Source organism: Cobetia amphilecti (assembly GCF_032923285.1).
In the GTDB taxonomy this organism is placed as follows: domain Bacteria; phylum Pseudomonadota; class Gammaproteobacteria; order Pseudomonadales; family Halomonadaceae; genus Cobetia; species Cobetia amphilecti.
Map to the genome: position 1 here is coordinate 3,102,163 of NZ_CP136695.1, position 13,246 is coordinate 3,115,408.

Annotated in this window: 12 protein-coding genes; 4 read left to right on the plus strand and 8 right to left on the minus strand. The window is 61.3% G+C overall.

Annotation, left to right across the window (positions count from 1 at the left end):
- Nucleotides 1-26: 26 nt before the first annotated feature.
- Nucleotides 27-1,162 (minus strand): IS3 family transposase gene (locus R1T44_RS13205; RefSeq protein WP_394805758.1). Its coding sequence is split into 2 segments (ribosomal slippage): nt 27-904 and nt 904-1,162, totalling 1,137 coding nucleotides; the frame shifts between segments, so codons are not numbered across the junction.
- Nucleotides 1,163-1,303: 141 nt separating this feature from the next.
- Between R1T44_RS13205 and R1T44_RS13210 the strand changes: the two genes are divergently transcribed.
- Complete coding sequence (locus R1T44_RS13210; protein WP_317292947.1) at nt 1,304-2,065, plus strand: DUF4435 domain-containing protein; 762 nt, start codon at nt 1,304-1,306, stop codon at nt 2,063-2,065.
- A gap of 211 nt (nt 2,066-2,276) precedes the next feature.
- On the opposite strand, the gene R1T44_RS13215 is transcribed toward R1T44_RS13210, so the two are convergent.
- From R1T44_RS13215 to R1T44_RS13225, 3 genes are all read right to left on the minus strand, one after another.
- The gene (locus R1T44_RS13215; protein WP_107336345.1) at nt 2,277-2,750 is read right to left on the minus strand and encodes a phosphate-starvation-inducible protein PsiE; all 474 of its coding nucleotides are present in this window, start codon (nt 2,748-2,750) and stop codon (nt 2,277-2,279) included.
- Nucleotides 2,751-2,852: 102 nt separating this feature from the next.
- Entirely contained in the window at nt 2,853-3,551 is a 699-nt protein-coding gene (hda, locus tag R1T44_RS13220; RefSeq protein WP_317292190.1) for a DnaA regulatory inactivator Hda, read from the minus strand.
- A 40-nt stretch (nt 3,552-3,591) separates the two neighbouring features.
- Complete coding sequence (locus tag R1T44_RS13225) at nt 3,592-4,701, minus strand: AI-2E family transporter (protein WP_043334110.1); 1,110 nt, start codon at nt 4,699-4,701, stop codon at nt 3,592-3,594.
- Between the two features lie 312 nt (nt 4,702-5,013).
- Between R1T44_RS13225 and purM the strand changes: the two genes are divergently transcribed.
- Nucleotides 5,014-6,096 (plus strand): phosphoribosylformylglycinamidine cyclo-ligase, encoded by a 1,083-nt coding sequence (gene purM, locus R1T44_RS13230; RefSeq protein WP_054556274.1) that lies wholly within the window; start codon nt 5,014-5,016, stop codon nt 6,094-6,096.
- Entirely contained in the window at nt 6,093-6,869 is a 777-nt protein-coding gene (gene purN, locus R1T44_RS13235; protein ID WP_054556275.1) for a phosphoribosylglycinamide formyltransferase, read from the plus strand. Before purM ends, purN begins: the two co-directional genes overlap by 4 nt.
- A 123-nt stretch (nt 6,870-6,992) precedes the next feature.
- Here the strand turns inward: purN and R1T44_RS13240 are convergent, their stop codons facing one another.
- The 4 genes from R1T44_RS13240 to R1T44_RS13255 all read right to left on the minus strand — a co-directional run bounded on the left by R1T44_RS13240 (nt 6,993) and on the right by R1T44_RS13255 (nt 11,748).
- Nucleotides 6,993-8,978, minus strand: coding sequence for an autotransporter outer membrane beta-barrel domain-containing protein (locus tag R1T44_RS13240; protein ID WP_317292191.1), 1,986 nt, complete (start codon nt 8,976-8,978; stop codon nt 6,993-6,995).
- 365 nt (nt 8,979-9,343) lie between these two features.
- Nucleotides 9,344-9,910, minus strand: coding sequence for a dCTP deaminase (gene dcd / locus R1T44_RS13245; protein WP_043334107.1), 567 nt, complete (start codon nt 9,908-9,910; stop codon nt 9,344-9,346).
- A 125-nt stretch (nt 9,911-10,035) separates the two neighbouring features.
- Nucleotides 10,036-10,872, minus strand: coding sequence for an iron-sulfur cluster carrier protein ApbC (gene apbC, locus R1T44_RS13250; RefSeq protein ID WP_276315243.1), 837 nt, complete (start codon nt 10,870-10,872; stop codon nt 10,036-10,038).
- Between the two features lie 162 nt (nt 10,873-11,034).
- Nucleotides 11,035-11,748, minus strand: coding sequence for an RNA pseudouridine synthase (locus R1T44_RS13255; protein ID WP_317292192.1), 714 nt, complete (start codon nt 11,746-11,748; stop codon nt 11,035-11,037).
- Between the two features lie 631 nt (nt 11,749-12,379).
- On the opposite strand from R1T44_RS13255, the gene R1T44_RS13260 reads away from it, so the two are divergent.
- Complete coding sequence (locus R1T44_RS13260; RefSeq protein ID WP_317292193.1) at nt 12,380-13,057, plus strand: cell wall hydrolase; 678 nt, start codon at nt 12,380-12,382, stop codon at nt 13,055-13,057.
- The last annotated feature ends 189 nt before the right edge of the window (nt 13,058-13,246 follow it).

Consider the following 13,246-nt stretch of genomic DNA (forward strand, 5'->3'; position numbering starts at 1 on the left):
AAGCTCGGATCAGGTCATCATCGGCGTCAGGCTGCCTGGGTCAGTGGTTGAGAGAAGTACACTTCATCAGGTGTAGCATCGTCTAGCCCTTGGTGGGGCCGCTCCGTGTTGTACCAAGCGAAGTAACGCTTCAGATCCCCTTGCAAGTGGGCGCCGCTCTCGAAAGCCTTCAGATAAACGCACTCATACTTCACACTGCGCCAGAGTCGTTCCACGAATATGTTGTCCTGATAGCATCCCTTGCCGTCCATGCTGATCCGGACATCATGGGCTTCCAGAACTTCGGTGAACGACTGGCTGGTGAACTGACAGCCTTGATCTGTATTGAATATCTCGGGCTTTCCATAACACGCCAGGGCTTCCTCCAAAGCATCGATACAGAAGTCCGTATCCAGGGTGTTGGAGACCCGCCAGGCCAACACGCGACGGCTGTGCCAGTCCATGATGGCCACCAGGTACATGAACCCGCGCGCCAAAGGAATATAGGTGATATCGGTCGCCCAGACCTGATTGGGGCGGTCGATGACTCGCCCCCTCAGCAAGTAAGGATAGATCCGATGTCCTGTGCCTGGCCGGCTGGTGCATGGCTTCGGATAAATAGCCTGTAGTCCCATCCCGCGCATCAATCGCTGGACGCGCTTGCGGCTCACTGCGTGCCCCAAGCGATTGAGATAGGCTGACATCCTTCGTGAGCCATAGACCGGTGTGCGCAGATGTTCCGCGTCGATCAGACGCATTAACTCCAGATCATAGGCCCGTAGTGCCTTGCGCTGATAGTACATCGAGGAGCGACTGATACCGAGTAGCTGGCATTGACGTCGGAGGCTGATGCCGGGCGCTTGCGGCTCGACCATTGTCAGGCGCTGGGCCCGACTCAACGATCGAGCCTGCGTGACAAAAAATCCCGTTCCACCGTCAGCTTGCCGATCTCGCGATAGAGCGTATCGATCTCCTCCTGGGTCTTCTGGGCGGTTTTACTGGAACTTTTGCCCTCGAAGACGCCGGTGGCGTTGTCCAGCAGGTCGCGCTTCCACTGACTCACCATGGTTGGGTGGATCTCGAAGCGGGCTGCGATCTCTGACGTGGTCTGTTCCCCCTTGAGGGCGGTAAGGGCTACCTTGGCTTTGAACTCACTGCTGTACTGTCGACGTTTCCTGCTCATGATCAAGCTCTCCTGGTCGGTATGATCAGAGCTTAGCGCCTGGTCCGAATTCTGGGGTCCACTTCATTTGACGGCGAAACTTGGGATTGGGAAAAAGTTGTAGAAGATAACAAACTACCTAATAGTTTATTACTAGAGATAATTGGAAGCCGAAAACCCGTTGTTTTTGTTGAAGGAGATAATGGGAGTCTTGATGTAGCACTTTATCGAGCAATCTTGCCTTCATTTTTAATAATTCCACGTGGTAGCTGCACTGAAGTCATTCAAAGCGTAAAAGCTCTTAAAAACAACTCGCAGCTACATCATTTAGAAGCATATGGAATAATCGATAGAGATAGAAGAGTGCAAAGGGAAGTTGATTCTTTAGAGGAGTCTTCAATTTTCGTCTTAAAAGTTGCCGAGGTAGAGAACTTATTTTGTACAAAAGACCTATTGAAGATAGTAAGCAATAGGTTAGACCGAGACCCAGAAGCTGACTTAAGACTTGTTTCTGACGCTATATTTAAAAGATTAAACCAAGAGCTAGAAGTACAAACATCGTTACAAGTAGCGAGCGAAATAAAATTTAAATTAAACTTATTTAATGAAAAAGCAAAAGGTTTGACAGGCCTTAAGAACGCATTAGACACTCTTTACGACAATATTAATATTGCTAGCTTATACAATTCAGAAACAGAAAGATTCAATTGCATAATTGAAAACAAAGACTACGATCAACTACTTCTGACATATAATCGAAAATCATTAACTCTAGAAGCTAGTGCTGCGCTTGGATTAAAGAATGGTGAATTACAAGAGTTTGTTGTGCGATTAGCCAAAGGAAGTTCAAAATTAGAAATCACCCAAGCTTTGATGCCATATTTTGGAAACTTTCAGTCAATTATAGAGTCTAACACCTTATAAACCTACGCTCACTTTATGGACAACCATTCGATATTATCTTACAAGTTCGCGACAGTTTATATCGATGCAAAACAAGCGACAGTATAAGAAAGCGCTTCGCTTGGCGACCAAGGCGACCGCCGCAGATTATGTCTGACACTGAGCGGAGAATGAAAAAAGGCCGCGAGTGATCGCGGCCTTTTTGGTCTTCCGGTGCTACTGAAACACGGGCTTATCGCGTCGAGTCTTCGTCCCCTACCGTGCCGCCCATCGGGTCGATGGCTTTGCTGGAGGGGTATTTGTAGGAGGCGAAGCGCACGGCGAGTACCGAGAGGGCGAGGAAGAAGATGCCGCCGCAGAGGTAGAGCAGGCCGATATCGGGGGCCTTGTGGTGAGAGACATCGCCGATGAGGTAGCGCGTCAGCGCGGTGATGGCGATGTAGAGCAGAAAGCGGATCGGCAGGTGGTTGGTCTTGAAGTAGATACCGACCATCGCGCCGAGTTCGAGATAGATGAACAGCAGCAGGATGTCATCGACGCTGGCCGAGCCCTTGGCGAACATCTCGAAGAAGGCCGATACCGAGGCGATGGCAATCGCGCCGCCGATGGCGAACAGGCCGAGATAGTGAAAGCCTTCGACCAGGAAGTTGCCGATCGAGTTGGCTTGCTTGTGCATGCGCTCCCGATGCTTGTCTAACCTGTTCATGCCGCGTGTCCTCAGACAGAGATGATGGAAAGAGACTGCAATATCGGTGCCGCGGTCGTGATGAAGGCAAGATTGGGCCACCAGGCCCGCGCAGGCGCTGCCCTACCAGCCGAGCGTCTGCTTGACGAAGGGAATGGTCAGCTTACGCTGGGCGGAGAGCGAGGCGTTGTCGAGTTCGCTCATCGCCGCGAACAGGCCCGGCAGGCTGCGCGGCCCGCGATGCAGGATGTAGCGGGCGACTTCGTCGGGCAGTGCAAGGCCGTGGTCACGGGCACGCAATTTGAGCGCTTCGAGGCGCTGGGCGTCATCCAGCCCCGAGAGATGGAAGGTGACGCCCCAGGAGAGCCGCGAGGCGAGATCCGGAAGGATGGCGGGCAGCAGACGCGGTGCGCAGCTGGCGCTGACCAGCAGATGCCGCCCGCCGTCGCGCAGGCGGTTGTAGAGGTGGAACAGCGCCTCTTCCCAGCGCTGACGACCGATCACCACATCCAGGTCATCGATAGCGACCAGGTCCATCTCGTCCAGCCCTTCGAGCATGTGCGGCGGGAAGTGACCCAGCTCATTGAGCGGCAGATAGAAGGCACGCTTGCCCTGCTCCCCCGCCAGATGACAGGCCGCCTGCAACAGGTGGCTACGTCCACTCTGCTCGCCGCCCCACAGATAGACGAAGGGCTCCCCGCCGTCGGCAAGCTGCCCCTTGAGGGCCTCCGCCAGCGAGGTCGAGGTGAAGTGGTAGTTGTCGAAGGTCGCGGCGTCACGTACCCCGACGCCGAGTGCCATCTGTCCCTGAGTCATTGCCATCCGTCATGCTGATTGTTGTTGCCGTGATCTCGTCTCTCGATCACTGGGTATCCTCTGCCGCCGGCGGCGCTGGCTGATCTGCTGCCACCGCGGGGCGAGAATCACGCTGTTGGTCATATAAAGTACTGTTTTTATAGCGATCATGCAGATAACGCAAGAGCACCATGATCACGGCCGCCACCGGCAAGGCCAATAGAATGCCGGTAAAGCCGAACAGCTGGCCGCCCGCCATCACCGCGAAGATGACCGCGACCGGATGCAGGCCGATCTTGTCGCCCAGCAGCAGCGGCTGCAACACCACGCCTTCCAGCAGCTGGCCGAGCGCGAAGACTCCACCGACCGCCAGCAGCGCCCACCACTCGCCGAACTGGAAGAAGGCCACCGTGGCCGCGATCAGGATACCCACGATGACACCCAGGTAAGGCACGATGCTGGCAAGCCCCGCCACCAGGCCGATCAACAGCGCGAACTTGAGCCCGATGATCGCCAGGCCAATGGCATAGACGATGCCCAGACTCAGCATCACCAGCAACTGCCCGCGCAGGAAGGCACCCAGCACCTCATCGCAGTCATGCGCCAGACGCGTGGCGGTGGGCTCCATATGGCGCGGCAGCAGGCCCTGCAGCTTCTCCTTCATGCGGTCCCAGTCGAGCAGCAAATAGAAGGTGACGACAGGAATCAGCGCCAGATTGCCCAGCCAGATGGCCATCGCCAGCCCGGACTTGGAGACGGTGCCCAGCAGCGCGGCGGCGAAGGTGCCGGTCTCTTTCCAGTTGCCCAGCAGCAGCGAGCGGACCTGATCGAAGTCGGCGCTGAAATCCAGCCCGGTGAATGACTGGATTTCCGGCAGCACCGTCTCGCGTATCCAGTTGAAGACCACCGGCATGAAGCTGATCAACTGCGCCAGCTGACGCCCGAGCAACGGCACCAGCACCAGCAGTGCGATCAACAGCACCACCGAGAGCACACTGAACACCAGCGTGACCGCCAGATGGCGCGACAGGCCCTTGTCTTCCAGCCAGTCGGCCAGCGGATCACCCAGATAGGCGAGAATCATGCCGATGAAGAACGGCATCAGAATCGGTTCGAGCATCACCAACAGGCCGAGGAAGGCCACGCCTGCGGCCAGCAACCACCATTTACGCTGCATCTTCACTCCTTGAGACAAGCCGTGGGGCACTTGTGACGGCTGACTGCCGACGGCGCACGCATCACCCATTGTTGCCTGTCGCCGAGTCACCCACAAGACACGCGCCGCTCATGCGTCTGACATTGCCTCCCCCGGCGCCGCCCAAGGTGCGACAAGGCCTGCCATGACTGGCGTGGCGGCCTTTTCACATTTTGATGCGGTTTTGTGAATCGGCACAGTGTCAGCCGCGAAGCGCAATGCTACAATGGCCGCCTTTCTTTTCCCGCGATCGATCGTGTCTCACCGCCCAGGCCGCACCGACAGGAACCTCACATGACGCAACGCCCCCAGGACTCCTCGCCCAGCAAGACTTCCTTGAGCTACAAGGATGCAGGTGTCGATATCGATGCAGGCAACGCCCTCGTCGAACGCATCAAGGGTGTCGCCAAGCGCACTCACCGCCCGGAAGTGATGGGTGGTCTGGGTGGCTTCGGCGCCCTGTGCGAACTGCCGGCAGGCTACCGCCAGCCCGTGCTGGTCACCGGCACCGATGGCGTGGGCACCAAGCTGCGCCTGGCCATGGATCTCAACCGTCACGACACCATCGGCATCGATCTGGTCGCCATGTGCGTCAATGATCTGGTGGTCGCTGGTGCCGAGCCGCTGCAGTTCCTCGATTACTACGCCACCGGCAAGCTCGACATCGACATCGCCGCTGACGTCGTCACCGGTATCGGCGAAGGCTGCCTGCAGTCCGGCTGCGCGCTGGTCGGCGGCGAGACCGCTGAAATGCCGGGCATGTACGAAGGCAGCGACTACGACCTGGCCGGCTTCTGCGTCGGTGTGGTCGAGAAGTCCGAGATTCTCGACGGCAAGAAGGTCGGCGCAGGCGACGTGATTCTGGGTCTGGCCTCCTCTGGCCCGCACTCCAATGGCTACTCGCTGATCCGCAAGATTCTCGAAGTCGCCGATGCCTCTCTGCTGGAGCAGGAAATCGACGGCCAGCCGCTGGCTGACGCCCTGATGGCGCCGACGCGCATCTACGTCAAGCCGCTGCTGTCGCTGCTCAAGGAAAGCGGCCTGTCCGTGCATGCCATGTCCCACATCACCGGTGGCGGCCTGCTCGAGAACATCCCGCGCGTGCTGCCGGAAGACTGCACCGCCGAGATCGACGTCGCCAGCTGGAAGCGTCCGGCGGTCTTCGACTGGCTGCAGCAGCAGGGCAACGTCGAAGAACACGAGATGCACCGCGTGCTGAACTGCGGTGTCGGCATGGTCGTGGTGGTCGCTGAGTCCGACGCCACCGCCGCGCGCGCTCACCTGGAAGCCCAGGGCGAGACCGTCTTCACCCTCGGCAGCATCCGCGCCCGCAACGGCATGGAAGAGCAGGTCCAGCTGGAGAATCTGTCCGCATGATCGAACCGAATACCAACGCCTCCAACGGTGACACTCTCGGCGGCTTCGGCAACGGTTTCGAGGCAGACGATGCGCCGGTTCGCCCGCGCGTCGTGGTACTGATTTCCGGCAGCGGCAGCAATCTGCAAGCGCTGCTGGAAGCACAGGAACACGACGAGCTGGGTGGCGACGTGGTCGCGGTCATCTCCAACAAGGCCGATGCCTACGGTCTGGTGCGTGCGCGTGACGCCGGCGTCGATGCCGTGGCGCTGCCGCATGAGGAGTATGAGTCCCGCGAGCATTATGACGCCGCGCTGATCAAGGTGATCGAGCGTCATGAACCGGACCTCATCGTGCTGGCCGGCTTCATGCGCATCCTGTCGCCGCTGTTCGTGCAGTACTTCTTCGGGCGCCTGATGAACATTCACCCGTCGCTGCTGCCGGCCTGGCCGGGGCTTGATACCCATCGCAAGGTATTGGAAGCCGGCGAGAAGGAACACGGCGCCAGCGTGCACTTCGTCACCGAGGAGCTCGACGGTGGCCCGGTCGCGATCCAGGCCGTCGCCAACGTGCTGGAAGGCGATGACGAAGCCAGCCTCAAGGAGCGCGTGCATACGCGTGAGCACCTGATCTACCCGATCGCGGTGCGCTGGTTCCTCGAAGGCCGCCTGAAGCTCGACGGTGAAGTGGCCAAGCTCGACGGCCACAACCTGCCGGTGGGCGGTCTGCGCCTCTCACACGCCGATGTGGAAGAAGAGCTCAGCGATGAGCTGCCGGAAGGCGAAGAAGACTGATCAGTCTGCTGGCAAGGCCGACTGAGCTGACAGCAAGCTGAAAACAGAAGACCCCGCGACATGCCGATGTCGCGGGGTCTTCTTGCTTTTAAAGCTTCACTCCTCTCTCAGCGGCTTTCGCTTTCAGAAGGTGTAACTCACCCCCACCTCCCCGCGCGCCGTCACCTCATCCCAGGTCTCGATGCCGGCCCCCAGATGCAGCATGGCATTGCGGCCCAGCTGCATGCGCCAGCCGCCATCGACACGCAGGTAGTTGTCGCTGCCGCGATCGAGATCTTCGGCGCGGTAGGCATTGGTCGGCAGGCTCGCCAGGCGCACCTCGGCACTGTCAGCATCGTCATCCAGACGCTTGCCGTAGGCCAGCTCACCATAGAGGCCGAAGCCCTCCGCGATGGCGCGGTCGACCATGAAGCCGGCCTCGACACGGCGATCGCGCAGCGTCTGATCCGAGACGCTCAGGGCGTTGGCGGCAGAGCCGGATTCGGTGTAGCCATCGATGTCGGACTCGGTATGGCGGTAGGCCACGAAGGGCGCGTTGTACCACAGTGAATCGGCGGCGGTGAGGCGATAATCGAGACGCGCCTCGGCGCTGAAGCCATCGCCATCGGTCTCACCGGACAGGGTGCGCGATGACTGACCCAATGCGACATGGCGGTCGAGGTCGTAATCGAAGTCGCCGTAGCTGGCCACCGCCTGGACGCCAAACCTGCCCAGCTGCTGACGCGCGAACAGGCTGAACACCTGGCCTTCCAGCTCCAGCTCGCTGCCATCATCGACATCGAAGTCCGCATTGCGCTGACTGACGGCGACGCCACCCCAAGCCTGGCCGAGGGCGTTGTCCAGCGGCAGCATCACGCCGACACCCGCACCGCGCTGCTCGCTGTCAAAGCCCTGCTGGCCGCTGGAGGTCTCGCCATCCCCCGTCCCACCACTGGCCGAGCCGATGGCGAACACGCGCACGCCCTCCCCGGAGCGCCTGTCCTGCGCGCCGGGGCGCAATTCATCGCCTAGGCTGCGCTGACTGGCATTGAGCGCGCCCGTGCCCAGCTGCGGCGCCAGCCCCAGCACCGAGGGCGCGGCGAGCATCGCATAGGCGTAGTCGGCCAGAATCTCCTGGCCGGCGGTGGTCGGGTGCACGCCATCATTGAACAGCAGCTTGTCGGGGTCTTCCGCAGCGCCGCCCAGCCCGTAGGGCGTGACGTTGCAGCTGTCCGAGAAACACACCTGGGTCAGCGGCACGTCGCTGGCGAAGCCGAACTCGGCCGGCGAGGCCAGCACCTCCTCGAGAATGCCGACGGTGTCCAGGCGGATGATGTTGACCTCACCATCCAGCGCCGCCAGTCGCGCGCCCAGCGCATCATTGAAGACGTCTACCAGCGCGGAGGTCCCTGCCGCCTGCGCCGCGCCCGCCGACTGGCCGGCCGGGGTGCTGCCGACATCCGGCAGGTTGGAAACCATGATGGTAGTGGCGCCCGCCGCTGCCAGCGCCTCCACCGCGGAGGCCAGATTGCCGGCGGAGGCGACCGCCGTGGCCGGCGAGGTGATCACGCCCTGCAGGAAGTCATTGCCACCGCCGTTGACGTAATAGAGGGCGTCCGGGTCGGCACTGCCGCCGGTGCTGACCAGATAGCCATCCTCGACCCTGAGCACCGTGCCCGCACCGGTACTGCCCGGCGGGATGACCACCTCGGAGCCATCCTCGTCGGTCACCGAGGCCAGAATCTGCGCCGTGGTGTAGCCGCCCACCGCGTAGTTGGTGCCGTCACTGAAGCCGGCCAGCTGATAGATCACCGAGGTGGAAGGCTCTGCCGCCAGCCCCAGTTCCGCGGCCAGCAGCTGGGTCGAGACGCTGCCATAGGCCGAGTCCTCGTAATCCGGGCCGCTGCGGTTGGTGAAACGCAGGCTGTTGAGGCCACCCAGGGTGGTATCGGGGAACTGGCCGGAATCGCTCAGGCTGTCGCCGAAGAGATAGAGGTTGGAATAGGCCTGCGCGGGAGTCGCCAGCAAGGTGGTGCTGATGGCGAGGGCGAGACCGCTGAGGGTAAAACGTCGGACCAGGCCGCTGGCGCTTGCCGGCGGGAATACAGCGCGATGTGAACGCGATGGCATGGCGTGCCCCTTGCTTGTGGGAGGTATCCGTCCTGCAGCCACTCTGGGGGTGGCCTGCAGACAAGCATAGGCAATAAAACGAGTGATTGAATCACATGTTTCGTTCAACTTCCGGCTAAGACTCACCGCCTTGCGAGCGTGTCACGCTCTCGCTACCTGCCACCGGCGTCTCTCTTGCCACCGACGTCTCTCTTGCCACCGTTGTCTCTTTCTTGCCACCGTCGTCACACATCGCCACGAGCAGGTACAAACAAGCACAAAAAAAAGCGCCTCCCGAAGGAGGCGCTCTTGGCTTGCCACTCTCTTGTCTTGCCGCGTGCAGGTCACTTGCGTGAACGCAATACCCAGGCGCGCAGCAAGGGGTATCAGGTACGCGGCAGAGTCACGCCACGCTGGCCCTGATACTTGCCGCCGCGATCCTTGTAGCTGGTCTCGCAGACTTCATCGGACTCGAGGAACAGCATCTGCGCCACGCCTTCGTTGGCGTAGATACGCGCCGGCAGGTTGGTGGTGTTGGAGAACTCGAGGGTGACGTGGCCTTCCCACTCCGGCTCCAGCGGCGTCACGTTGACGATGATGCCGCAACGCGCGTAGGTGGACTTGCCCAGGCAGATGGTCAGCACGTTACGCGGAATGCGGAAGTACTCGATGGTACGGGCCAGCGCGAAGGAGTTGGGCGGAATCACGCAGGAGTCGCCCTTCACGTCCACGAAGCTCTTCTCGTCGAAGTGCTTGGGGTCCACCGTCGCCGAATGGATGTTGGTGAAGACCTTGAACTCATCCGAGCAGCGCACATCGTAGCCGTAGCTGGAGGTGCCGTAGGAAATCACACGGCGCTCATCGTGAAAGCGCACCTGATCGGGCTCAAAGGGTTCGATCATGTCGTGGCTTTCGGCCATGCGACGGATCCACTTGTCGGATTTGATGCTCATCGAGCGTACCTGACTGACTGATGGGGAGAGACGCGTGAGCGCCATGAAACGCGGGCCAGCATGATACCGGCCCGCTGTGTCGCTGGAAACCTCGGCACGCGCGGCTTGCGCCTGGCGCGTCGGGCTCAGCTGAAGCTGATGCTCGGGCCTTCGTCCGCACCGGCACTTTCCAGTGACTCGGAGACCTGACGGGCGATGGCGCGGAAGCTCGCGGCCACTTCGCCGTCCGGCTCCGCGATCACGCTCGGGCGACCGCCATCGGCATTCTCGCGAATGCTCAGGGTCAGCGGCAGCTGGCCCAGCAGACGAGTCTGGTACTCATCGGCGATACGCTCACCACCGCCCGCGCCGAAGACCGCTTCGCTGTGGCCACACTGGCTGCAGGTGTGAGTGCTCATGTTCTCGACCACACCCAGCACCGGCACCTTGACCTTGCGGAACATCTCGATGCCCTTCTGGGCGTCCAGCAGTGCGATGTCCTGCGGCGTGGTGACGATGACGGCACCGGAGACCGGCACCTTCTGCGACAGGGTCAGCTGGATGTCACCGGTACCCGGCGGCATGTCGATCAGCAGCACATCAAGCTCGCCCCAGGCAGTCTGGTTGAGCAGCTGCTGGAAGGCACCGGCAACCATCGGGCCACGCCAGACCATCGGGTCCTTCACGTCGACCAGATAGGCCATCGACATGGTCTTGATGCCATGCGCCTCGATGGGGCTGAAGACCTGCTCACCGGCCATTTCCGGACGCTGACCGGTCGGCACGCCGAACATCTGCGCCTGACTCGGACCATAGATGTCGGCGTCCAGCAGGCCGACCTTGAGACCTTCCGCCGCCAATGCCAGCGCCAGATTGGCGGTGACGGTGGACTTGCCGACGCCACCCTTGCCGGAAGCGACCGCGACAATGTGCTTGATACCTTCCATACCTTGAAACTCCTGTGACGGCCTGCGCGGCGCGATGAACGTGGCGCGCAGGCGTCTGAACTGTCAGCGAAAAAAGCCGTGGAACACGATGGGCACAGTATGCCTGCCACCGCTACACGGGCCAAGCCGATGAAGCATGTCCATGGGAGCCATGCCTCAGGAAGCCATGGCCTTGGGAGCAAATCAGAAGCGCACGTCTCAGAAGCGCACGTCGACCGGCAGGAAGCGCCACTCGCCCGGCGCCATGCGACCGAGCAGAATCGCGCCCAGACGCAGACGACGCACCTCGATCACCTTGAGGCCCTGCTCCTCGACCGCGCCGCGAATCCCCCCCACCGGCACCCGCTTCATGGCGATGCGCAGACGGGTGTCGCTCTGCCAGCTGATGCTGACCTTGGGCTTGCGGCCGCGGATGTCGGCGCACAGCGCGAAGCCGATGCGCTTGAGGCCTTCGTCATCCAGTGTCCCTTCCACTTCGACGACGTATTCCTGCTCCAGCTGGTCCAGGTCATCACCCAGCTTGCGGATCACGCCACGGTTCTGTGACCACACGGCGAGACCGGATTCGTCTTCGCCGAGCTCGGCCAGCGGCTGCTGGGACAGGAAATGCACCTTGAGCCAGTCGGCACCGCTGTTGTCGAGCGCACTGCGTGGTGCGCCGTCACGCAGGGTCAGCGGGTCCGGCAGCGCCGTGCCCGGCGGCTGATACCAGACCAGGGTCAGCGGCTCGATGGGTGCCATACTGGCGCCGTCATCGACGGTGACTTCCTCATCGGTGACCTTGAAGAAAGGCGCTTCCACGATCTCGCCCGCGACACGTACCACCCCCTTGGCGATGAGATGCTCGGCCTCACGGCGCGAGATGCCCTGCTGATGGGCCAGAAACTTGGAAAGACGGACGGGTTCGGTCATGGGGACTCTCGAGGCAGCGACGCAGGCAACAGGCAGAGCAGCAGCACGCAGAAGCGCAGATAAAAAGAAGTGGGACAGCCTGACAGGGTCATCAAGGCTAGCCCGCCATGATAACGGCATGCGCCGAGGATGGCACGGACGAGACGCGCTGAAGATGCTAGGCTGCGTGGCCACAAATCGGCGCAGTGTGCTTCAGCAGATCATTTGATGCTCATCACCAGGCCCTTCGATGCTCTCCGCCAGCGCATCTGATCCACTACGCCTGGTCATCCGCCCCTCTGGCGCAAGCGATCTGGCTGCCTCTGACCCGCCTGATCATGCGCTGGCAGGCGCGATGCGCTACCCGCGCCATCGTCATCGTCATCACTACGCAACCGCGTGGTGACACTTGCGGAACCCTTTGCGCAGCAAAGCGTCAGAGTTGCGTTGAAGCTCACTCTGAGCCATACAAGGTCAGGGTCAGGCAAACTGATGCGCTTGCGCGTCGACTGTCGCTACCGAGGAGGCCGGTGGCCAACGCTTCAGTCTCCGTCAGTGACTCGCCAACCGAAGGTGTGCGATCGACCCGGATTGACCCTGCGCGCCATCCCGCCTTGCTGCGCTTCCCAGGCCACGTTCACAGGTATCTTGCATGCGTTTACCCCTCACATCGCGCCGCCCACTGACTCACACTCGGCGCTACGCCATCAGCAGTGCACGCACGCTTCGTCATCTGGTACTGATCTTCGGCCTGACGCTGGCCGCGGGCTGCTCCGCGCCGCACGCCTCGGACGCGCCTGCCGCCCCGACCACCGCGGCCAAGGCAGCCGTCAAGGCCGAACGGCTGGAAAGCCTGCTGGTGCAAGGCGAGAGCGATGTGCCCGAGAGCCTGTTGCTCAGCAAGGCTGGCGCCAAGGCGATCGACCCCAACGGCCAGCGTCCGGTGGACGACCCGCTGACCTGCCTGGCGCGCGCCGCCTACTGGGAAGCCAAGGGCGAAGGCAGAAGCGGCATGCAGGGCATCGTCAATGTGGTGATCAACCGCGCCGCCGACCCGCGCTTCCCCGATAGCCTGTGCGGCGTGGTCAAGCAGGGTGGCGAAAGCGGCAGCTGCCAGTTCTCCTGGTGGTGTGACGGGCGCTCAGACCGCATTCGCGAACCCGCCGCCTATGCCGAGGCACGCGACGTGGCCCGCCAGGCGCTCAACCATCAGCTGGAAGACGTCACCGACGGCGCCCTCTACTTCCACGCCCGCTACGCCACACCCTACTGGGCCAAGCGCTTCGTGCGCACCGCGCGCATCGGTCAGCACCTGTTCTATCGCAACTGACTCACCCTTTCACCAGGGCATGACGGGTAGAACCATCACCAGCAAGTTGCCTGACATCCCGCATGCCAGCGCCATGTCGCGTACAAGACCGTGACGGGAAGACCGTACAGGAAACAGACAAACCAGAAGGCCCCTGATGATTCACTCATCAGGGGCCTTCTGGGGCATATCATCACTCAATCTTCAGAA

Excerpts from the sequence above, each read along its gene's own strand:
- R1T44_RS13225 (WP_043334110.1), bottom strand. The coding sequence starts at position 4,701 with ATGCAGCGTAAATGGTGGTTGCTGGCCGCAGGCGTGGCCTTCCTCGGC.
- dcd (WP_043334107.1), bottom strand. The coding sequence starts at position 9,910 with ATGAGCATCAAATCCGACAAGTGGATCCGTCGCATGGCCGAAAGCCAC.
- hda (WP_317292190.1), bottom strand. The coding sequence starts at position 3,551 with ATGGCAATGACTCAGGGACAGATGGCACTCGGCGTCGGGGTACGTGAC.
- purM (WP_054556274.1), top strand. The coding sequence starts at position 5,014 with ATGACGCAACGCCCCCAGGACTCCTCGCCCAGCAAGACTTCCTTGAGC.
- R1T44_RS13215 (WP_107336345.1), bottom strand. The coding sequence starts at position 2,750 with ATGAACAGGTTAGACAAGCATCGGGAGCGCATGCACAAGCAAGCCAAC.
- R1T44_RS13240 (WP_317292191.1), bottom strand. The coding sequence starts at position 8,978 with ATGCCATCGCGTTCACATCGCGCTGTATTCCCGCCGGCAAGCGCCAGC.
- R1T44_RS13260 (WP_317292193.1), top strand. The coding sequence starts at position 12,380 with ATGCGTTTACCCCTCACATCGCGCCGCCCACTGACTCACACTCGGCGC.
- R1T44_RS13255 (WP_317292192.1), bottom strand. The coding sequence starts at position 11,748 with ATGACCGAACCCGTCCGTCTTTCCAAGTTTCTGGCCCATCAGCAGGGC.
- purN (WP_054556275.1), top strand. The coding sequence starts at position 6,093 with ATGATCGAACCGAATACCAACGCCTCCAACGGTGACACTCTCGGCGGC.